Here is a 21,916-nt window from a genome sequence, read left to right on the forward strand (position 1 = left end):
GTCTAAGATATTGACATATATCCACTGTCCCCTTGTCCCTTTTATTAATGAGTATACTATTATTAAATCAGCTTTTTCTAATTTATAAAAGTATATTCTTTAATTTGGTAAATAGGTATACAAAAGAGAAGTTCACCGTAGCGACTATAACTTAGACTTTTAATAGTCTAAAAAAGAACTGCTTCAGAATAATTAAAAACCTATTTTGAAGTAGCCCTTTATACTTTAGCTATTAAATTCATCTAGTGATGTTTAAACATTAAAATAAAATTTCTCACTTCTGAACACACACTTATTTTTATCATATCATTATTATTTGATGATCAAAGGGCGATTTCGATCTCGTTTATAATTCTGCATTAATTTCGAGTGTAATCTTCTTTTGCTGAGTAATAATTCTTCTTATACTTTTATCCGAAAGATAGTATTCCTGAGCTAAATCTAAAATTTCAGAACCTTTTATATATTCTAAATAAATTTCCGCATTTCTTTTTTTCAAAGTATCTCTTGAGCCGCTTTGTTCTCCCCATTTCTTTTGTTCTTCTTCTTTTCTAGGTATATATAAATATTCCCCATCCACATATTCTTGAATAACTTTTACTATATCAATCGGTAAAACCTTGTATGCATTACTATATTTCATATCTTTACTCCTCCAAAAAATTATTTTTGTTGAAGCAAAGACCAAAAAAACTGTTACAAAACTACGTTTGCAACAGTCTCCATTCTTATATAAAGGAAGGAATGAATGTATGAAATTATCTGTTAAATCACCTAATGCTGAATAATTGCGCACAACTAAAGCCCTCTAATATAAATCAAAAAGAGCTTAGCAAGACCATATAATTCAACATCAACTATTTTAACAAAATAATCTCCAAGCAAAGCATAGCCGATTTAGTTCTTATGGCCTTCGCAAGGAGTTGCTTTTAATCCTAATTCATTTTTGTAAATCATACTGTTCACACCTTCCATAAATACTAACTTCTAATTATATTAAGAAATAATATTTATAGTATACTATCTTTTCTTAAAGTTTTCAATTAAAACGATAAAATCTGGGGAGTAAAACTTCTATGCTCATAATCATTACAGAATTATTTATTAGATTGAATGTTTATTTTAAACTATGTTATGATTTCATTGTGCCAATCCAATAGAAGTTATCATTTCTAATTTAAGACAAGGTTCAAAAGAAAATCATTGTGAATATGAAGTACATTTTAAATCAGGATGATTATTGTTACTTTCATTTGGAGTAATAATAGTCATCTTTTTGTTAGCGGACTTATGGTAAAATGAACCTGGAAGTAATGTTATATTTACTTCCATAATAAAAATAAATTTTTTAGAAAAGAGGTGCTAGATTTTATGAAAGCTTTTATTAAAAAACATGAGTATAATTATATAAGAAAGCGCTTATATGATTTAAATAATGCTTTCAGAGTTTGTCTAGATATTAATATTATTGAAGTTACTAAAGCATATAAACACCTGCAAATATTAAATATTTTCACGAATTTATCCGAGGAAGAAAAAGAACTACTTGATATTAGTAAAATTATTAATATTCCTTTCCGTTTTATATTATAATTATGAAGAAAAAGAACTACTTGATATTAGTAAAATAACCACCCCATTACACATCGATAAATATTTAGCTGAATTGAATGAATATGTATATGGAATGCCAAACATTACAAATGCACAAATTAGTAGATTATTTAAAAAGGAAAAGAAATTCAAATTACCTAACTTAAATGCACAGGATTCAAAGAATGTATATTTAGGTTGGATTGATAACTCCATCAGAAAATTATTTGTAGCTTATAATATGGATGGTAAACTTATAGGTATGGCATGTAGCATTTCAAGTAATGGTTCCAATAACGCTCATAGATGTGTGCTTTGCAATCACTCGGCTGGTGAAAATGAAGTAAACTTTGTTTCACCTATCTGCAAAACAACTGGGGAAGGTGCATATAGGTCAATAGGCTTTGATCTATGTTTAGATAGCAAGAAGTGTAACGAACGAATTGTAGCAATCGAAAAGCTTGAGAAAATTTTAAAGGATGTTAACAATATAAAGTGATAGCGGAGTTCGTCAACATAGTTGTCGTAATTTTTATTTTTAACCTTTTTATGAAGATGCCTTCTCTATTCAAACAAGCTCTTCTTCCTTTATTGGATTTAATACCACATATTTTGGCAAATCCCAATTTCTGATTTTCCTACTCCACCTTTCAGGATGATTCCTCTTTGCCATTTCATACACTTTTTTTCTATTCTCTATGATATTTTTATCTAAACTATAGTGGCGCTGGTATGGGGTCAAATATTTGATGCCACTATGCATATGAACATGGTTGTACCAGTAAACAAACCTAGTCACCCATTCTCTTGCGTCAGCAATGCTTACAAAACCAGCATTAGGGAATGAAGGTACATATTTCATTGTTTTGAATAATGATTCCGAGTAAGGGTTGTCATTGCATCCTCTAGGCCTTGAAAAGGAACTCTGAACCCCTAGTTTCTCTAATGTAGCAAGGAAAGTTGCAGCTTTCATAGGACTTCCATTATCAGAGTGAAGTATAAGAGGCTTACCTGATATTTTCTGAGAAAGAATGGCGCGTTTAACAAGGAGTTGGGCATACTCTGCATTCTCTGTTTCCCAAACTTCATAACCATCTGAAGCAATGTAAATTCCCTGATCAGCAAGCTTTTGAACTATTTGTGCAGGTACTAAATCAGCATACTCGTGGCTATTTATAACTTGTACAATCTCAGCTCTTTCTTCATCACTAACCTTGTTTTTAGGGGGATTCCTATGTACTATGGGACGTTTATCTTCCGTGGATTCTGGCGTTAGCGACCATCGTTCATAGGTCCTAGTCGATATTCCAACTTCGTTGCAGCATGGGCTCACCCGAGCACCAGCTTGCACCGCTTCATTAATCAGTTTTAAAGCTTTAATGCGATCTGAGGCACTGATTAGTCTTCCTCTTGGTCCCCCAAAATCGCATGGACGTTTTTTCTTAGTACTAAAAGTGCCGCTGTTTCGGCTAAAGCTTTTTCTTTGAATCTAAGTTCTTTTTCAATTTTTCTGACTTTATCTTTTTCTTCTTCTCATTAAACCTACAAACCGATTACTCAGAGTGCAGTTTCGAGCGGGGATACGTTTAGTAACTAACGCAGTTTCTCACGAAACACTACTATTTAGCGACTTCTTGTCGCACCGAACTTTATGAAAACTACGAATTAAAAACATTTTAAAATAGGGTTGCTTGAAAGCATAATATACCATTACTAAAACCCTTGGTAAGATTTCCTTCATGTTTTAAATAAATTGGATTATCACCATAAACAGGATAAATATATTTTACTTCTATTTTATTTGTTTGAGTTTTGTTACAAAGTTCTTTCAAAATAAACAAGCCTTGCACAACAGGATTTTCAGAAAGATGAATAGAATTAGTATCTCCTGTTAGATGACTAAAATCTGCGATTTCTTCTTTTGAGAAATTACGCCATAAAGTCTCCCCGTCTTGAATAGTTTCTGTTTGAACAGATTCTTTAACAGTTACATTCATCATTAAATATACTGTTAATGTCTCTGCAATTTCATTTTCAATATATCCACTACAGTTGGCTATACAAAGCCTTTTATTACTTTTTACAACTTCATTTCTATAAGTTTCTTCATTTAATTTTAGCTTGAAACGTTGATATTTTGCTTTAGCAATAAATGCACCGTCATAAAAAAAATCTTCTGTTGTAGAAAATGCTCTAAATAAATCTATCATTTTTATTCTCCTTATATCTTCATAATTATTAACTTCACACAAAATTACAACCTAAAGTATATATTTAATAATATAATTATTACCACATATTTTTTGTATTTATTTCTTGGCGTAATTTAAAAAAATTCGAATTAATTATTTTTTATATAAATATAATTTACCATTTTTAGGTCTTTTTATATTTTGTCCATTAGCACCCCTACTTTTAAGTTCCTTTTGTAATGTGTTCATAAAGAAACCATGACAAACAATTAATATATTGTTATTTGATTCATCCTTAATACTATCCAAAAACTCATTCACTCGTTTTTGAGTATCTTTTTTATTTTCTATTTGAGATTTGCACTGAAAAAGCCAGGCAAATCTTCCACTTATACACCAAAATATATAAGGTATTTTTATATTGGTATTAAATATCGGGGCCATAGGCACTTCTCTTAATAATTGAGTTCTTATTATTTCACCTTTGAAAATAGATTGTGAAGTTTTAATGGCTCTTGATAAATCACTTGAAAAACATTTGTCCCATTTTATGTTTCCTATTTTAAATTTATTTTCTATAACATTACTATTATCATACTGTTTTACCCATTGCTTAAAATCATTTGATGTCATAAACATCTTTGTATAACAATTAACTTTAAAATGTCTAACCAATCCTATATTCATTTCTCCTCCAATAATACGCAATTTTATACACTTGTTCATTTATCGTAGAATGTCACGGTAAACGTACTAGTCACCCAGTACGCCCCGTACAGATCCCGGCGTGCGGAAGTACCGCACCGGACTCTTCAAATATATTCACTTCCGTAATCACTCAAAACAGATTTCGATTCTCATTTGTGTTTCTGCTCTTTCCACTACTCTAGGTTTAATTAGTCCATACCAATTCATCTTTTTATTAAACTCTTCCCAGTTGAAACCCTTTCTTTGACTTCTACGATTCATCCATTTATACAATATTTTTAGGGATGGTCCATAGAACTCACTAAGTCCCTTACTATTTCCTATTACTCCGTAATAGTTGAAATATCCTCTGTATTTAGAATTTAACATTGCCACTATCTTTTTAATTCTCTTATAACGATTTTGTTTACACCATAAATAAACGCCTTTATTGATTTTCTTAGTTTGCTCCTACTAGTTATTCTTTTTATTGTATCTTTTCCTTTAAGAGAAACTCCCCATCGAAATTCAAATCCAAGAAATTCAAAGCTTTTCCTCTCATATTTCCTGAAGCGTAATTTGAAGTATTTCTTACTATAGAAGTCTAAAGTCCAATTTTCATAAAGCTCACTGTGAAAGGTAAATGTTTATACTTTCTTGTACCTGTATGTATAAATCCTAACCCACTGTACCAATTCCTTAATTTCGTACTTTCTTCAATTACTCCAATAGTCATTTTATTACTTCCCATTTGTCTGACTTTATCCATTGCAAAAATAATCATTTCTCTGCCATAACCTTTATGGCGATATTCTACCAATACAGCAAGATTATTCAGCTCAAAACTCCCACCATCATTCTTGCCAAGCGAAAAATAACCTACAATGATACCATTATCAAGACACGCAAACATTGGTCGACCTTCATCATACTGCTTATATAATTTTTCAACTTTCATAAAACTTGCATTCCCTGGACAATTCTCTTTTGTAAGATTAAATTCTTGTGCTACCGTTCCAAAACTTTTTCTGATTACTTGTACACATACTTTAATCTCATCTCTTTCTATCTGCCTTATCATTTTTATCACTTCCATACTCACATTTTGAATAGGTTTGGATTCAGATGTTGAGCCGATAAAAACTATCACCTTAAGTATATACTTAAAAGATGATAGCCACTAAAATTGCTCAATTTCTGAAACAAGCTATAGAACGATGCCGCGTTAGCACTGCTATGGGGATTCAATCTTCTCCCTCTTTCTGAAATTAGCTTTAACATTAAGGTTATTAACTGTAATTTCCAGAAATGTATCTGCACTCCTTTTAAATTTTGATTATTTTCTAAAAATAGACGTACTTTCCCCCTCCCCTAAATAAACACTTTATGCTATTCTATTTGTTTCTCCTGGCGGAGAATAGTTTTGGCGAATTAACTTCTCTTTTGTCATCATTTTACCTTTACCACAGCATGAACAAATATTTATATCTATTCCTGTGAGCTTAAGAAGAAGCTCCGCTGCATTTAATTTAACCTCTGAGTCTTGTTTTTTACTTTGTACTCCACCTATAAGCTCTTTGCATTTTTGAAGCTTGGTTGACCTATTTCTGTTACTTAATATCCCGTAGTGTCTAATTTTAACAAACTTTCTTGGCAAAACATGCATTAGAAATCTTCTAATAAATTCATCTACTGTTAGAGTCATAAACTTTTCCTTGTTATGCTCTTTATAATCTCTCCACTTGAAAGTGACATAGCCATTTTCTAAATTTACAATCCTATGATTAGATATAGCTACTCTATGAGTGTATCTTCCAAAATATTCAAGCACGTACTCCGCACTACCAAAAGGAGGTCTACAATAAACAATCCATTCTTTTTTATATAACTTATCTATGAAACCCTGAAATATATGTTTTTCTGTTAATTCCTCAATACCAGTTGTGTATTTAAGGGCATTACTATAATATGCTCTTTTAAGGTAAAATAAAAATTTACCTCTAAATTTTCTTGAAAGCACTTTAACTGGGATAAAAAAATCTTTCTTCGAGTTTATCCATCGGTTACCATCTAAAGTTAACCCACCACTTGGAACTATACAATGTATATGTGGATGGTTCATTAAGTTCTGACCCCAAGTATGTAAAATTGCCATAAACCCAATTTCGGCTCCTAAATATTTTTTATCTCTTGAAAGTTCAAGCAGTGTTTCTGAAACAGCTTTAAAGAGAATAGAATACATCTCCTTTTGGTTAGTTAGAGTTATATAGTTAAGTTGCTCAGGTATAGTGAAAACAATATGAAAATACCCTACGGGTAATAAATCTTCTTTTCTTTTTTCAAGCCATCTTTCCTTAGCTAAAGTTTGGCACTTAGGACAATGCCTATCTCGACAAGAATTATAAGAAATTCTCATGTGACCACATTCATCACACTCATCTACATGACCACCAAGCTCCGCTGTTCTACAGGCTTCAATAGAAATCATAGTCTTTTGAATATGTAGTGGAAGCTTATGATTTCTTCTGTATTCATCACCATATTTATTAAATATATCTTGAATTTCAATCATCCTGTTCACCTTTATTATCTAAGAGTATATCCAATGGACTCCTTATATTAAGTAAATCCATTCTCCTAAGATGTAAATAAATAGTGGAGTTATTCGAGTATGTCCTAAAAGCCTTTGAATATAACAAATATCTGTACCAGCATCTAGCAAATGAGTTGCAAAACTGTGACGAAGGGTATGAACCGTTGCATTCTTAGTAATTCCAGTTTTTTTTATAGACTTCTCCAACATTTTTTCAACACTACGTGATGTTATTGCATCTGTACGACCCCTTCCAGAAAATAAAAATTCTTTAGGGTGATATTTTTTCCAATACTCTCTAAGAATTTCAAGATTTGAGTTTGATAACAATGAATATCTATCTTTTTTACCTTTACCTTGTCTTATTAATATTTGCATATTTCCACTATCAATATCTGTTACTTTTAAATTACAAACTTCACTAACCCTTAATCCTGCGGAGTAAACTGTCATAAGAATTGTTTTATGCTTAAGGTTTTCAGTAACATCAAAAATGGATTTAACTTCCTCAGGGGACAAAACAGCAGGTAATTTTGTTGGTTGTTTGACTCTTGCTAGCTTATCCATATTCCAGTATCTATTAAGAATTTTTGTATAAAAAAATTTTAAACTTGCATTAATATAATTAACTGTACCTTCACTTAATCTTTTTTTCATGATACAATAATGCAGATAGTCACGTATTTCTTTTTCTCTTAAAAGCTCTGGTGATTTGTTGTAAAATTTAGCGAAACTACTGACGTTATTGATATAATTTTTTATTGTACTTGGGCTATAACCACGTAGTTCCATATCCATTTTCATTCTTTTTCTTAATTCTGACATAAATAATAACACTTCCTCATTTTTTATTTCAACAATAAAAGTTTAAAGGAAGTGTACATTATAATAAAGAAGTATCTTAGTCAAATAGGATACTTCTTTCTATTTTATTTAAGCAAAAATTAAATTAATGTAATTAGCACTCGTCTACCACCGTTTTTAGCGGTTTAGTTCTCTATTAATAATCTTTACTTTGTATTAAACTACGAGTTCGACATATCGCCGGTCTTTAACGAAGAGAAATGTCTGTAAAACATGACTTTTCAGCCGACTACGATATTCCCTACACGCATCAATTAACATATACCTTAATTATACTACAAATTTTATCATAATCTCTTTATTTTACCTTTGATATTTCTTTTACTTTTATCTACGATTTAAACTAAAACCGCTCCATCTAAATTACTAGCCTAACAAAAAAAATAGCAAAACCTTATAACAAAGTTTTTATTATCTTTTTCTAATTATCATACCTCTATTTTCTTACGGGTAGCGAACAGCACTCCACATGCCTTGATACGTTAAAAAGAACATATTTTAGCTTTATTAGTTATACTCCTTTTTCACACAGTGTGTTGTACGTTGAAGATAAATACACATCTTCAATTGTATTCTTATAGAAAAGATGCCTGTAAATGCAGTGTTTTAGCCGACTGGCTTGATAGTCGAGTTGCTAAATCGGGCTGTTTCGTTGACATAGGGAAATGGTAAGTATAGTATTGGAAGTGAAAAAATACTAGGAGGAATTTCTATGGAAGATAAAAAGTCATTTGGAGAATTTATTACGCAAAAAAGGAAAAAAGCAGGATTGACTCAGAAGAGTTTCTCAGAGAAAATATTTGTAACAGAATCTGCAATTTCAAAATGGGAAAGGGGAATCTCTTATCCTGACATCACCCTTATAAGTGACATCTGTGAGGTGCTTAAGATTAACGAACATGAACTGTTGACCGCCAGTGAAGACCTTCAAACAAGAGCTACTGAAAAATTAGCCACAAAATATATAAAAATATTAAACAGATATAAATATACATTATTTTTTATGTATGGAATATCTTTATTAGTATGTTTTATATGTAATCTGGCTGTTCAACATAATCTGTCGTGGTTTTTTATTGTGCTGACTGCAGAATTGATTGCATTTACGTTAACACTGCTGCCTGTTTTGGTGACTGAGTATCGTGGAGAGATCACGCTAGGATCTTTATTTACTTCGCTTGTTCTTCTTTTGATGACTTGCTGCATTTATACGGATGGAGACTGGTTCTTTGTGACATTTATACCGTTGCTGTTTGGTATGACGGTTGTTTTTTTACCAATTATACTAAATCGCATATGGCTTCCGGAGTTCTTGGCAAATAAAAAAGTATTGCTGTGTTTTATGGTAGATACCGTGTTACTATTATTACTGATTTTTGTATGCGATATGTATACAGGCGGAGGATGGTTCTTAACGAAGGGTCTTCCGATTACGTTATTATGTCTGATTGTTCTGTGGAGTATGATGCTTATTATTAGATATTCTAGAATCAATGGGTTACTGAAGACTTCAGGATGTTTCGCTGTAATTTCTGTATTTGAATTTTTTATACAAGGTCTGATAAATATGGTATTGGGGCTTGAACCTTCTGTATTTGGATTTCAATACAATTTTCAAGATTGGAGTGACAAATATATGAATGGGAATATACATATGATTATAATCATTTTGTTATTGGGAATGACTGCGTCGTTTGCAATAGCAGGAATTATAAAATCAGTAAATAAAAGTTCTAAAAATTTGAACACTAATTAATAACTTTAGCAATTTTAAAGGAGTATCTTAGATGAAAAATAAAAAAAAATTGATGAAAATTTATATACATATCGGAGTAATTATTATAGCATTGCCAATAATGGCACTTCTCTTCCCTACATGGACTCCGGATATAAAAGGTGAAAACAGTATAAGTGTATTAGAACAAGTAAAGATAAATGAAAGTAATCATGAAATTATGATACGCGGTAATGATAGGACTAATCCAGTTATTATTTTTGTACATGGAGGACCTGGATGTCCGGAAATACCATATGCTGATAAATACCAAAATTTATTGGAAACCAAATTTACAGTTGTTAATTACGACCAAAGAGCTAGTGGAAAATCATATCAATTTTTTGAGGACTATTCGAATCTTTCAACAGACTTATTGGTTAAGGACTTATTGGAGATGACGGATTATATCTCAGCACGTCTTGGCAAAAAAAAGATAATACTGAGTGGTCATTCTTTTGGTACATATATTGCAATGCAAGCTGCCTATAAATCTCCTGAAAAATATGAAGCATATATTGGTATTGGACAGATGAGCGATACAACAGAAAGTGAGATCGACAGTTTGAATTACTGTATTAATCAAGCTCAAAATGTTGCCAATACAGATGATGTTTTGTATCTACAAGGATTAACTAAAGAAATCAAAAATGGCAATATGTATACCCCACGATCTTATGTTATTAAATATGGTGGGGCTTCAATACTTATTGATGCCCCCGATAATAATAGTATAGGTTTTTTATTCAGTAGTGAGTATAACTTGTTAGATGTTATCCGTTATGACTATGGGATATCCTTATCTCAAAAGATTTTGGTAAAGGATTTATTAAAAAATCCTTTACCAACTATAGTAACAAAACTTAAATTACCATGCTATTTCATCATGGGTAAATATGACTATATGACTTCAGCTAGTGCAGCAAAAAAATATTTTGATATGATTAAAACGGATAAAAAAGAATTTATTGTCTTTGAACAATCAGCTCATTATCCGCAATTTGAAGAGAAAGAAAGATTTAATAAATGGATGTGCGATACATTTATTAAATAAATATAATGCAAACTTGAATTAATTTGCCATCCTTACTTACTACAACTTATGTTGGGCTACAAAAGCAACTGGCGAGCTCCAAACCCATTCACAAAGATTGGGGCTTACTGAGAAGATATTTGATTATAAGGATATTATCTATTTTAGATGATATTAATTAAACACAAAACAGAGTAGAGAAATTTAATAGAGTTCGACTAAATTTATTAAAAATCAGTTGTCCAATAAGAATACTTAATTTTCATGTTATAGTTTAATCGAGTAGGAGGCTAATCATTATTTGATTAGCCGACCTCTCACACCACCCTGCATACCGTTCGGTACAAGGCGGTTCTATAAGAACTAACAAGTTCTAAGATAATATTTCGTTATACTGATTAGACCTAGACTTTCTAGGTCTTTATCTTTATATGCAATATTCATAATTGGACTCTTGGATATTCTCCAATAACTTCTTCGTGTATTTGCATATTCCCAAGACTTTTGTTTTGATAGCCCTCTCTTTTTAAGTTCCTTGAATCTCGTTCTGACCCTTTTCCATTGTTTCCATATACAGAGGCGTATCCTTCTCCTTAACCATCGGTCTAGCTCTTTTGCTATAGTTTTCATATTAGCTATTCTGAAATAATTTATCCATCCTCGAAGTTTCTGATTCAGTTTTTGGAATCTCCATTCTAGGCTTTTCCCATTACTTCTTGAAGTTACTTCTTTGATGTTTTTCTTAAGTTTTTCTATAGCTTTCGGGTGTACACGTACTTGAATTCCACCTTTGCCATTGTAAAATGAAAAACTTAAGTATTTCAGTTTCCATGGCCTAGCTACCTTACTTTTGTTTAGATTTATTTTCAGTTTCAGTTCTTCCTCCAGAAATTTTGTAACTGACCTCATTACTCTTTCCGCAGATCGTTTGCTCTTAACGTAGATATTGCAATCATCTGCAAAACGACAGAACCTTAATCCACGCCTTTCCAGTTCTTTATCCAATTCATTTAGATAAATATTACTGAGTAGCGGACTACATGGACCACCCTGCGGGCATCCGAGGTCTGTTTCTGCGACCACTCCGTTTATCATTACACCTGATTGTAAATATTTCCTTATTAATCTTAATACCTTTTTGTCATCTAAATCCTTGGATAGGATGGACATGAGTTTATCATGATTTACAGTATCAAAATACTTAGATATGTCAATGTCAACGACCCATTTATAACCGTCGTTGATGTGTTCTTTACATTTTTCAATCGCTTGGTGTTGACTTCTTCCTGGTCGGAATCCAAAACTTGTTTCTGAAAACTTTTCCTCGTAGATTGGTGTTAACACTTGGGCTATCGCCTGTTGTACTACCCTGTCTACTACCGTAGGTATTCCTAGAAGTCTTTTCCCACCGTCGGGTTTATCTATTTCTACCCTACGGACTGGCATTGGGGTATAACTTTCTTCTATTAAATCCTTTTGAAGTTGGCTGTTGTTACGTTTTAGGTATTCTAGTAGTTCATCTACTGTCATTCCATCCACGCCACTACTTCCTTTATTTTTCTTCACCTTTTTGTATGCTTTGTTCAAATTGCCACGATGAAGAATTTGCTCCATTAGGTTATTAGTATCTCGTTTCTTGTCGTCTCTTCCATTCCTTGACGCCGAAGAAATACTCATCACTTCTATGTTATCTTGGATTTCCAACCCTACCTCGCATAGATAGTCTTCATTATGAAGTTTTCTGATTTCTACATATTTCTTTGAGTTCTTCAAAATTTTCAAAACCTCCTATAGTTCAGCCCTTCCCAAAATATTTATAAATATTTTGGTACTATGGCGTCGGCTGACTGCTCATGATAAATCTTATTTCAACCATGTATCGAAATACATCTTAACATGTCCATGAGCTCTCCCCGGGTAAGAACGCAATCTTTCTCTCCATGTATCTGCTACATTTACACAGTATATTTTTTTGAATAGTTTTGGGCTTCAATTTGTTTAGCAATTTTACCCAGTATACCATGCCTTATATGTAATTTCTGTTCGTCAGACTGGAAATTTGTCTACACCTGCCTTCAGATTCCTCGTCGCCGAGGACACCCTTGGTGTTCAACTATGTGCTTGGCACTATCAACCCGCACTCGGGACTTTCACCCGTTAGATTACGACCATGCCGGGCACACTAAAATATAAACTAATATTTACAGATATTAGTTTTTTATATATACTTATTTAGTATATAATTTATAAAAATTTATGTGGGTGGGGTTATTAATATATGGATAACATGTTTGAGAAAATAAAGGTAAAAAAAGTCGTACTATTTTATATACTTGCAATTATACTAACTTTTTTATTATTAGAGATACCTATTATTGACAATATATATTTGAAAGATAAGTACGTAGCTGAAATTATGTTAAATATTATATTGTTAGTTTTTGTTAGCCTACTGGTATTTAGAGGTAACAATGCAATGAAAAACGATTTAGTTAGTTGCATTAAAGAAATAAGTTATAAAAAGATAGCTCGATTATACCTATTGAATATAGGTCTTTACATTGGAGTAGGTCTTATTTTATTAGTAGGTACACATGTAACTACTACAGGTCTAACTTTAAGCTATTTAATATTCGGAGTAACAACAGCGCCAATAATTGAGGAGTTGTTTTTTAGAGGGGTATTGTTAAATAAATTAACGTTTAAGACGGGTATCAGACTTGCAATCTTAATATCTGCGACAATATTTGCAATAGTACACTTTGATTTAAACTTTATAGGTAGGTTTTTTATGGGTGTGTTAAGTGCATTATTATATATAGAAACCAAGAATATTGTAAACTGTATTATTTTTCATATGTTACACAACTTTAGCGTTTTTATATTTGTTGTTCTATCTCAATATGTTTATATACCTATGTTCAATTCAGATGGTACGGCACAACCTTTAGTCGTAGTTGTAGTTTTTGCATCTATAATCATATCTATTGTAATGAATATTAAGTATATAAAGGATAATTTACCAAAAAAAAGAAGTGTATCATTATAGACGAACTTTAAGAACATTGAAAACCAACTGCATAAATATAAAATTATTTTTTCTAAAGGCAAATATTATAAATACTTTACAGGATTATCTAAAATTTCTTGAATTTTATTAAAGTAATGTCCAACATGTACTCCATCTACCAGTGAGTGATGTACTTGAACAGATAGTGGTAACTTTATCTTTCCATTTTCCTCAAAGTATTTACCCCATGCTATCATTGGGACACTAGCAACAGGGTTCATTTGAATTGGGTGAGTTATACTAGTAAATGAAACCCATGGAATACTTGTAGTATATATAAGGTCATCACGACCTGGTTCATTTCCAATACTTACATTATTTTTTGTTCTTTCTATTTCATTTGATGTGTTAATCTTAAATTCTTTAAATCCATCTATAAATTCAGCTGTACAAAAACTAAATATTTCATTTGAAGTTATTACTGTAAAAGACGGACTGACCATTTCATGTTCAATTACTTTATCTTCTCTTATCCTATAACGAAATTCCTTTATGCTATTTGCTGTTTTTGTAACAACATACAACATTGATATAAAAAACGGATTATCTTTTTCCTTAATAAATCTATAAAATTCAGTAATATCAACATTCCCACAAATGTTAAAATGAGGATAATCAAGTTGTTTAAAATAATTGTAATGATTTTTTCTTTCCCAATTTTCCATGTCTATAAACTTCACCTGTATACCACTCCCCCTAAAAATTTTCCTAACCTAAACTTAGTCTTATTATACAAGTTAGACATATCCGCCGTTATTCTTTAACGGAGGGATAGCTTTGTATAACCATGACCTTTCAGATATTTCTTATATTCCCTACACTCATCAATTAAGTGTTCATTTTTCCAGCTTCACATTATAGCCACAACCTGCCCAAATAATCTATCTCTTTAATAATTTTTACATTTGGTTATGACGAACTATATTTGTATTAAGTCTTAACATTTTAACCTTTTTATTAAAATTACACCTACTATACCGGGTATTATTTGACCTATACAAAGACTAATGGCTAATGCGAAATATGGTATATGTAATAGATATGAAAGCCATATAGGTACTAATAAGCCTGGAATAAATACTATTGGAATAACAATCAGCCACTTATTTAAATTAAATCCTTTTATAAGATATATTAATGATGTTGTTATGATTCCCACCATTGTTCCGCCTATCATATCGAATACTCCTAAGCCACCCATTAATGTATTGCTTAATAAATTTGCAACTCCCATAGGAACTATTAAAAATGGATATATATACCCTAAAGCATATAAACTTGTTGCCATCCTTATTTGATAAGGTCCGAATGAAAACCCTTGTGTTAAATACATTATTACTATATACATCGCCATGACTAAGGCTGCTATAGTTAATTCCTTAATTTTTATAATAAACACTCCTCACAAAACTGTAACTTCAATTTTACCTTTTATTAAGTATTATATTATTCAGCAACTTTTATACGCCACCAAATTCCCTCGTCTGTTTCCTTATATTTTACCATTCCACATTTTTGCAAAACTCTGTGTGAAGCAATATTGTCTTTTTCTGTTTCTGCAATGATAATAGAAACATCATGTTGACTAATAGCCCACTCACAAATAGCCTGTGCTGCCTCGGTCATATACCCATTATTTTGATATGTACTATTGATACCATATCCTATTTCAACCTCACCATTTTCATCTGGACATTTCATAAAACAAGCACTACCAATAGCCTTATTTTCTGATTTTAAAATAATCTGCCAATTTGTGTACCAAAAATATCTTTCTTTATTTTTTACAGCTTCTTGATATAATCCCTCCATTGCTTCTTGAGTATCTCCATCTAAACATTCATTTGAAGCACTTAACTTTAACTCCTTCTCCATCTTATCGATTCCATCAAGCAATAATTTAAACTGATTAAGTGTCAAAGGTATAATTTTTAAACGTTCTGTACTTAACTCCATTTAATTTTCTCCTTTCTATATTAATAAAAATTTCTCATAATCCCACTTATGTTTTCTAAATCTACTGAATTGCAACATACAAATAGCAATGTGCTTTGCCATCTTTCGTATATTCACTTGGAACAGTGCTCTCAAAATCTGCTGTAAAGGTTCTATGTATATCGCCCGTTTTTTGCTCAGACCATACCTTTTCCCATGCCTTTCTCGTACAAACACTTATTTCTCCATTTTCATCTTTTTCATCATCTTTTTTATAAAAGCCTTTACTTGCTTCTGCATCCATATTTTGAAAAAAATCCGCTGTTACAGCCATTATCGTTAGGTCATAATCTCCATTTTCATCACTAGAATAATTACTGTATTTTGAAACTGGAGAAACACCCTGTTGAAATACATGTTCACTATCAAAAATAATAGGTAATTTCCCACTTGTGATATCTTTCCAAATATCACCAATATCATCTATTCCATCTTTGGAATTATTCGCTCTTATTGTTATTTTTTTAATTTATATGCCATAATTTTACTCCTCCCATTATCGAAATGCTTCACACTTCAAATTACTATTTGTCTGCAGATTATATAAATAATCTTTATTTCGCAGTTTTATACCAGCGTAACTCAATTTAAGATTACTGTTCATTTTTATTCTATTTTAAATAAGTGTAAATCAATTGAAGTATTAAGCCAATAACAATAATTATTGTCACTATTATATTTACAATAAAAACATCAAATACAAACCAATAAAGTAACAATACCATTACACTAAAAGGTATCATCTATAAAGTTCTAATAAATTTTCTTCTATAACTTAAATTCCAGTAGGTAGGTTCAAAACCTTTGTCCACTTTATTTTCCCTTGACATATTGTGCCCCCTTTTTATTTATAGTATAGATTCTATAGTAGTAACTAATTTATACACCTTCGACCTAACTCTATAGAAATTATAGCATATTATACATATTTCTACATTCCTATAATAGTAAATACTTTCATTTTTTAATACCGGATTATTCAATTTCCAAATTCAATAGTTATGTTGCCTAATATCTTATCTTCCTCAACATTTAGTATTCAAAAAGTAGCAGACCCTTAGAGCAACTTCTCTTAAAATATTCTATTTAACACAATATATTATTAGCCAAAAAACTAAATTGTCTAAGCCATTTCTATGTGGTGTAGTATAGATAATCCGACAAAACCAACGTTAAGGAATTATATGGATAAAAGAGACCATAAACGACCATTTTAGATACTCTCAAATAAAATAAAACTAGAGTGTTTTTTACTCTAGTTAGTTAACACTATAAAAAAAGTATGAATTAACTATAATTACGGATTATACTTATTAACTTTATTGTTGTTTCTTATTTTTGTTCACTATTTTCGCATCTATTGCTGCTCCACTAGCAACCCCTATAGCAATACCAATAGCCAGATTATTACTTAATAATCCAAATACAACACCGAGACTAATCCCAATAGCAAGGTAAGACCCATTTTTAGAGTTCTTTTTGTTTTCATTGATGTTTTTTCTATCGTTACTCTTTTTTAAATCAGCCATAGTGAACTCCTCCTCATAAAATATAAATTAACCTTACTTCGCATAACTCTACAAATTCGACGTATCGCCGTTATTCTTTTTCCCTACACTCATCAATTAAGTGTTCATTTTTCCAGCTTCACATTATTGCTCATAATCTTATAGTTCAACTGTGGTTCCCGTACTAAAATATTGCAACCGTTCTCCCAGTTTCTCTTTCAATACCTTATAAGCAGGATTACCAGTACAATGACCAGTATATATATGCTTTACATTCAAATCAAATAGTCGTTTTCCTAATGCTCTAACCTCTTCCGGTTTTCCACTCATAGACTTGGTGCCTATAATCCCCATTAAATGAAAACCACCGATTATAGCCAGAACTTCCTTTCCGTTGAACGTTTCCATTACCTCTTCAATAATGTTATCAACGCCCCCATGACAGCAACTATTTAGAATAACTAAACCGTTCTCTACTTCAAACACCAAACTTTGTTCATGCTGAAAATCATCGGCAACAAATCCTTTTTCTGTTTTTCGATACATATGTGCTTTCTTTCCCCGTGCTGCTAGCCCAATCGTTTTATGAGAAATTAACCATACACCTTCATCAATTTCATAATCTCCATCTACAAAGACAAATCGGTCACTATATGTATCTAAAATGCCTCGTGGAATACCATTATATATTTTAATCAATCCTAGTTTGGCATAATACAGTTCCCTTGCTGCGCTTTGGAGATATACTTTTGCTTTACTGTTTTCAGAAAAAAATCCAACATATCCACCAGAGTGGTCATAATGACAATGTGATAACGCAGCAGTATCAATATTTTTTAAATCTATGCCTAGTTTATTGGCATTATTCTGGAACTTATTTGATGCACCAGTATCTAAAAGATACTGTTTTCCATTGTATTCGATATGAACAGCAAGTCCATGTTCCCCACTCAAATTACCAGTAGCTTTATTTTCAATAAGTGCCGTTAGTTTCATTACACACCTCCATATACACTTAATAAAGTAAACCCATATCATTAGGTATGGGTTTACTTGTGACTACTTAGAAGCATATTGTGACCTGATTCTGCCTATTATTTACGATTTCTATAGCTGCTTTACCTGTTATATGTTCGATTTTGATTTCAAGTAAACATACTCTATTCCATTCACTTTCAATTTCTCGCTGTCCTTCTTCAATATAGTCAGGTGAATACTTTTCAACTAAACTTTCAATGGCATATCTCCTCTCGTCATCTTCTGTAAGAATCCTTGCTCTACCAAAAACAGACACACTACGAAAATGGGTAGTAAAAGTTTTTTGTATTACTTCGTCTTTTTCTATGACACAAAATGTCACCTTATCATTCCTTTTTATGCTGTCAATCTTATGCCCTTCTTTTGCACCATGAAAAAAGAGTTTTCCGTCTTTATAAGCATAACTTACGGGAACGGTATATGGGTAATCATCATCGCCTGTTACACCTAAAACTCCAGATGTGCACTCTTGTAGAATTTCAATTGTTTCTTCTTTGGACAATAACTGCTTTTTTCTTCTCATTTCTCTGAACATAATTACACCCCTCTATAATTCTTTCATTATTATTAAGCCCTTGTTTTTATTACGTTTCCTCAATAAATATTATCATTAATTCATAAATTTTCATAGCACCGCAATATTTTATAAATTTATCATAAAATATATATTTAATCATATCATAATTATTAAAGCTAATAGACTGTATTTTGCTTGAACCTGATATTGAAATACTCCTATTAACCTCTTTTCAAATGTAATGACTAACAAAACTTATTAGAAATATAACCGTCCTATGATATATATCGACTTAAAAAATTAAAAAACAAGGTTATTTTAGAAATTGTATTGCTATATTTTTGTAAGATGTAACTGTGAAAGCAAAAACCCTACGTAAATGTATACGGGGTACGGCAACGATTCGTGCAAAAAACAGCCACAAGACAGCATTTTCGATGAACTATAAATCAAAAATGGAACTACTATTTTGTGGCTGTTATGACGTACTATAAGAAGGTTGCGACATAACTCAACTTTATTTTGAATTAATTTCACCATTATTCTTAGTAGTAATAGATACTATACATACAAAAGATTACAGACTGATTGCCTAAACTATAATGATTTTATTCTTGATTGGATAATATAAATCATTAAAAAATATAGGTACACTCTTACCCTGCCAATATTGTCCCTCTTCGCATTTTGATACTTGCATATGCAAATGAGGTCGAGGGGTCAATCCACTATTTCCTATTTTCGCTAATCGTTGTCCTAATTTCACACTATTACCTACTTCTACCGCTATGCTGTCCTTCGCCAAATGTCCCATAACTATATAATAATTATCTATTTTTAATATTACCCGATTTCCAACATAGTAAGGATATATTCCATTAAATGGGATATTGTTCTCTATTCCATTTACTATTTCAACTACAGTAGCATCACATGGACAATATACCTTTTCGTGAAATACCTCATAATCTTTATTTTCTTTAGTGAGAAGATTTTTTACTGTAAATCCAATTTTATTAAGCTTGGCTATATCAATTGCATACCTCATAGATGTATTTGATTTTCCATTTTTATGTATCTGAGCTTTATTATGATAATTGAGTAATGAACTAATCCTACCATCTCCACCATCTGTTATAATATATTTGCCATCTTTAAATGGTAATGATAAATTTATACAATCCTTTGGCTTCTTTGAAGCACGAACAGAACCAATATTAAAATACATTAAAATTAAAGATAGAACTAAAACTAAAACATCTACTAAAACTTTAATACCAAATATACCTTGTATGCCTGTATTAATAAAAAGAAGATTTCTGAAAGCAATTATTAAATAAATCAAAACTAAAACATGTCTAATATAGTAGTTTGTAAATTCCCAAGGAGCAGTCTTAAATAATAAAAATATGAAATTACCCACAAATATAGTATATATAATACTATCAATAAGATTACCTTTTCCAAACTGAAAAAGACCAAATAAAATTAGGATAGGTAATACTATATTTAACATTTTTGTTGCAATAAATAATTGAACTCTACTTAAAAACATTACTATTCTCCCCCTGTCATTATTAAATATATATTCTTCGTAATAAAATACAAGTTAGACATATCCACAGCTATTCTTAACGGAGGGATATCTTTATAAAACATGACTTTTCAAATATCTCTGATACTCCCTACGCTCATCAATTAAGTATTCATTTTTCCCCCTTCCCATTATAAGAATAATAGGTAGTTGAGAAAAGGTATATACATTTATCATTTGCCAATTAATGGAATCTACAAGCCTTAGTCAGACAGACTTGTCGAAGGAATGTGCCTTATCGTTGGTTTATGACTTTCTCAGCTCGAAAGATACTCTTGAATAATATGTGGCTTATTCGTTATATTAAAACACTTCAAAATCATTAGCTACGTATGATAATTTCAGATAGACTTGAAATGTCGTATAACATACCTTACTCCCGACGTTTGCCAGCCTAAGATAGCTCCTAACTTAAGCTGGCAAATGTGCGTAGCGAACGGAAGTATTTTGTTATATGACGACTATACCGGAAACTTTGCACTAAATTCATTATTACTACTTAACTCTATATGATGACTTTGAATTATTAATTCGTACTTCACGTGCGTTATATCCATGCTTAAACAATAAAAAGAAGATATCTTCTTCAGTTACTTGGGAACTAGGGCCAATATTTATTTCCGTTATTATATCTCTACTAATTAATTTTTCAAAAGATAAATCAGCATAACCAATTATCTTATCATCTCTAGCGAAGTAATTAAGTGGTTTCAGAACAAAGTTATTAAACCTCTTTTCCTGAGTAAAAATATTTGTTAAGTCACCATCATAAGATTCAGGAGTTATGTATGGAGAATAAATAATTCTTACTTCATCTTCTTCCTCAAAAGATGGATTTTTCATATAACAACTAAGCTCTGCCAAGTCATCACAAACAACTTCGCAAAAGGCATCAAATTCTTCAACAAAATACTCATTAAAGTCACCACTCACTCTAACTTTATCATTTTCAAACATATTTTTGATATAACTAATTGCACTAACTACAGCAAATTTTATTTCATCAACTTGCTCATCTAATTCATACATAACATCTTCAAAATAAACTTTATTCTTTTTAATTGTTTTAGAAATCAATGTTGAATTAAAACCAATTGAAACTCCTTTGCCGTTATCGCCATATGCCCTCCATTGACTAAGCAAATCTCCATTTCTAGAAAAACAAGTGATATAACTTGAGCGCTCTACAAAGCACTTAAGCATATCAAAGATAAATGCAAGATGATTATGAATTCCCTTATCATACCAATAATCTTCTTTTAAATTAATTGTGATTTCATTTTCTTCAAATGCCTTAATTAATGAATCTTCTAATATATTAAGTGTCCACTTTCTTTCCATATAGTCATTAGTCTTGCTTAAATCACATAATCTTAGACTTTTATTAGAAATTATTGCTATGAATGTATCTAAACTACAATAATGATAATAACATCTGCTCATATTAACCTCCAATTC

21 protein-coding genes and 1 pseudogene are annotated in these 21,916 nt (G+C 31.2%); 4 read left to right on the forward strand and 18 right to left on the reverse strand.

The genetic code is table 11. The features are described from left to right. Positions 1–346 precede the first annotated feature (346 nt). Positions 347–643: a CD3324 family protein gene (locus tag ACWJKS_RS10420; RefSeq protein ID WP_462959517.1), complete on the reverse strand. Its 297-nt coding sequence runs from the start codon at positions 641–643 to the stop codon at positions 347–349. Positions 644–1,371: 728 nt separating this feature from the next. On the opposite strand from ACWJKS_RS10420, the pseudogene ACWJKS_RS10425 reads away from it, so the two are divergent. Then, positions 1,372–2,092: pseudogene (locus ACWJKS_RS10425) on the forward strand (elongation factor G-binding protein). Positions 2,093–2,161: 69 nt separating this feature from the next. Here the strand turns inward: ACWJKS_RS10425 and ACWJKS_RS10430 are convergent. The 7 genes from ACWJKS_RS10430 to ACWJKS_RS10460 form a co-directional block, all read right to left on the reverse strand. Beyond that, positions 2,162–2,926 carry a transposase gene (locus ACWJKS_RS10430; RefSeq protein ID WP_462959518.1) on the reverse strand — a complete coding sequence of 255 codons (765 nt, stop codon included), beginning with the start codon at positions 2,924–2,926 and terminating at the stop codon, positions 2,162–2,164. A gap of 343 nt (positions 2,927–3,269) precedes the next feature. Further along, on the reverse strand, positions 3,270–3,803 hold the full coding sequence (locus tag ACWJKS_RS10435; protein ID WP_220285854.1) for a MaoC family dehydratase: 534 nt from the start codon (positions 3,801–3,803) through the stop codon (positions 3,270–3,272). Positions 3,804–3,938: 135 nt separating this feature from the next. Then, positions 3,939–4,472, reverse strand: coding sequence for a phosphoglycerate mutase family protein (locus ACWJKS_RS10440; RefSeq protein WP_462959519.1), 534 nt, complete (start codon positions 4,470–4,472; stop codon positions 3,939–3,941). 147 nt (positions 4,473–4,619) lie between these two features. After that, positions 4,620–4,868, reverse strand: a complete 249-nt coding sequence (locus ACWJKS_RS10445) for a hypothetical protein (protein WP_369811882.1) — start codon at positions 4,866–4,868, stop codon at positions 4,620–4,622. A 208-nt stretch (positions 4,869–5,076) separates the two neighbouring features. After that, positions 5,077–5,553, reverse strand: a complete 477-nt coding sequence (locus ACWJKS_RS10450) for a GNAT family N-acetyltransferase (RefSeq protein ID WP_216303715.1) — start codon at positions 5,551–5,553, stop codon at positions 5,077–5,079. Positions 5,554–5,856: 303 nt separating this feature from the next. After that, positions 5,857–7,044, reverse strand: a complete 1,188-nt coding sequence (locus tag ACWJKS_RS10455; protein WP_462959520.1) for an IS91 family transposase — start codon at positions 7,042–7,044, stop codon at positions 5,857–5,859. Between the two features lie 42 nt (positions 7,045–7,086). Then, the gene (locus ACWJKS_RS10460) at positions 7,087–7,890 is read right to left on the reverse strand and encodes a site-specific integrase (protein WP_462959521.1); all 804 of its coding nucleotides are present in this window, start codon (positions 7,888–7,890) and stop codon (positions 7,087–7,089) included. A gap of 751 nt (positions 7,891–8,641) precedes the next feature. Between ACWJKS_RS10460 and ACWJKS_RS10465 the strand changes: the two genes are divergently transcribed. Then, positions 8,642–9,685: a helix-turn-helix domain-containing protein gene (locus tag ACWJKS_RS10465; RefSeq protein WP_216303716.1), complete on the forward strand. Its 1,044-nt coding sequence runs from the start codon at positions 8,642–8,644 to the stop codon at positions 9,683–9,685. A gap of 31 nt (positions 9,686–9,716) precedes the next feature. Beyond that, positions 9,717–10,757, forward strand: coding sequence for an alpha/beta fold hydrolase (locus ACWJKS_RS10470; protein ID WP_216303717.1), 1,041 nt, complete (start codon positions 9,717–9,719; stop codon positions 10,755–10,757). 342 nt (positions 10,758–11,099) lie between these two features. On the opposite strand, the gene ltrA is transcribed toward ACWJKS_RS10470, so the two are convergent. Next, complete coding sequence (gene ltrA / locus ACWJKS_RS10475; protein ID WP_165415056.1) at positions 11,100–12,509, reverse strand: group II intron reverse transcriptase/maturase; 1,410 nt, start codon at positions 12,507–12,509, stop codon at positions 11,100–11,102. Positions 12,510–13,014: 505 nt separating this feature from the next. Between ltrA and ACWJKS_RS10480 the strand changes: the two genes are divergently transcribed. Then, the gene (locus tag ACWJKS_RS10480; protein ID WP_462959522.1) at positions 13,015–13,785 is read left to right on the forward strand and encodes a lysostaphin resistance A-like protein; all 771 of its coding nucleotides are present in this window, start codon (positions 13,015–13,017) and stop codon (positions 13,783–13,785) included. A 65-nt stretch (positions 13,786–13,850) separates the two neighbouring features. On the opposite strand, the gene ACWJKS_RS10485 is transcribed toward ACWJKS_RS10480, so the two are convergent. The 9 genes from ACWJKS_RS10485 to ACWJKS_RS10525 all read right to left on the reverse strand — a co-directional run bounded on the left by ACWJKS_RS10485 (position 13,851) and on the right by ACWJKS_RS10525 (position 21,901). Further along, positions 13,851–14,486, reverse strand: a complete 636-nt coding sequence (locus tag ACWJKS_RS10485; protein WP_462959523.1) for a CatA-like O-acetyltransferase — start codon at positions 14,484–14,486, stop codon at positions 13,851–13,853. A 257-nt stretch (positions 14,487–14,743) separates the two neighbouring features. Then, positions 14,744–15,205, reverse strand: a complete 462-nt coding sequence (locus ACWJKS_RS10490; RefSeq protein WP_462959524.1) for a QueT transporter family protein — start codon at positions 15,203–15,205, stop codon at positions 14,744–14,746. Positions 15,206–15,252: 47 nt separating this feature from the next. Next, positions 15,253–15,762, reverse strand: a complete 510-nt coding sequence (locus ACWJKS_RS10495; RefSeq protein ID WP_462959525.1) for a GNAT family N-acetyltransferase — start codon at positions 15,760–15,762, stop codon at positions 15,253–15,255. A gap of 61 nt (positions 15,763–15,823) precedes the next feature. Beyond that, positions 15,824–16,045 (reverse strand): hypothetical protein, encoded by a 222-nt coding sequence (locus ACWJKS_RS10500; protein WP_462959526.1) that lies wholly within the window; start codon positions 16,043–16,045, stop codon positions 15,824–15,826. A 1,075-nt stretch (positions 16,046–17,120) separates the two neighbouring features. Then, the gene (locus ACWJKS_RS10505) at positions 17,121–17,330 is read right to left on the reverse strand and encodes a hypothetical protein (protein ID WP_462959527.1); all 210 of its coding nucleotides are present in this window, start codon (positions 17,328–17,330) and stop codon (positions 17,121–17,123) included. Positions 17,331–17,468: 138 nt separating this feature from the next. Then, positions 17,469–18,305 carry an MBL fold metallo-hydrolase gene (locus ACWJKS_RS10510; RefSeq protein WP_220319522.1) on the reverse strand — a complete coding sequence of 279 codons (837 nt, stop codon included), beginning with the start codon at positions 18,303–18,305 and terminating at the stop codon, positions 17,469–17,471. 67 nt (positions 18,306–18,372) lie between these two features. After that, entirely contained in the window at positions 18,373–18,882 is a 510-nt protein-coding gene (locus ACWJKS_RS10515; RefSeq protein WP_462959528.1) for a pyridoxamine 5'-phosphate oxidase family protein, read from the reverse strand. A gap of 574 nt (positions 18,883–19,456) precedes the next feature. Continuing rightward, on the reverse strand, positions 19,457–20,419 hold the full coding sequence (locus tag ACWJKS_RS10520) for a M23 family metallopeptidase (RefSeq protein ID WP_462959529.1): 963 nt from the start codon (positions 20,417–20,419) through the stop codon (positions 19,457–19,459). Between the two features lie 534 nt (positions 20,420–20,953). Continuing rightward, positions 20,954–21,901, reverse strand: a complete 948-nt coding sequence (locus ACWJKS_RS10525) for a DUF2971 domain-containing protein (RefSeq protein ID WP_462959530.1) — start codon at positions 21,899–21,901, stop codon at positions 20,954–20,956. Positions 21,902–21,916: the final 15 nt, after the last annotated feature.

Source organism: Clostridium sp. CM038, from assembly GCF_055081105.1.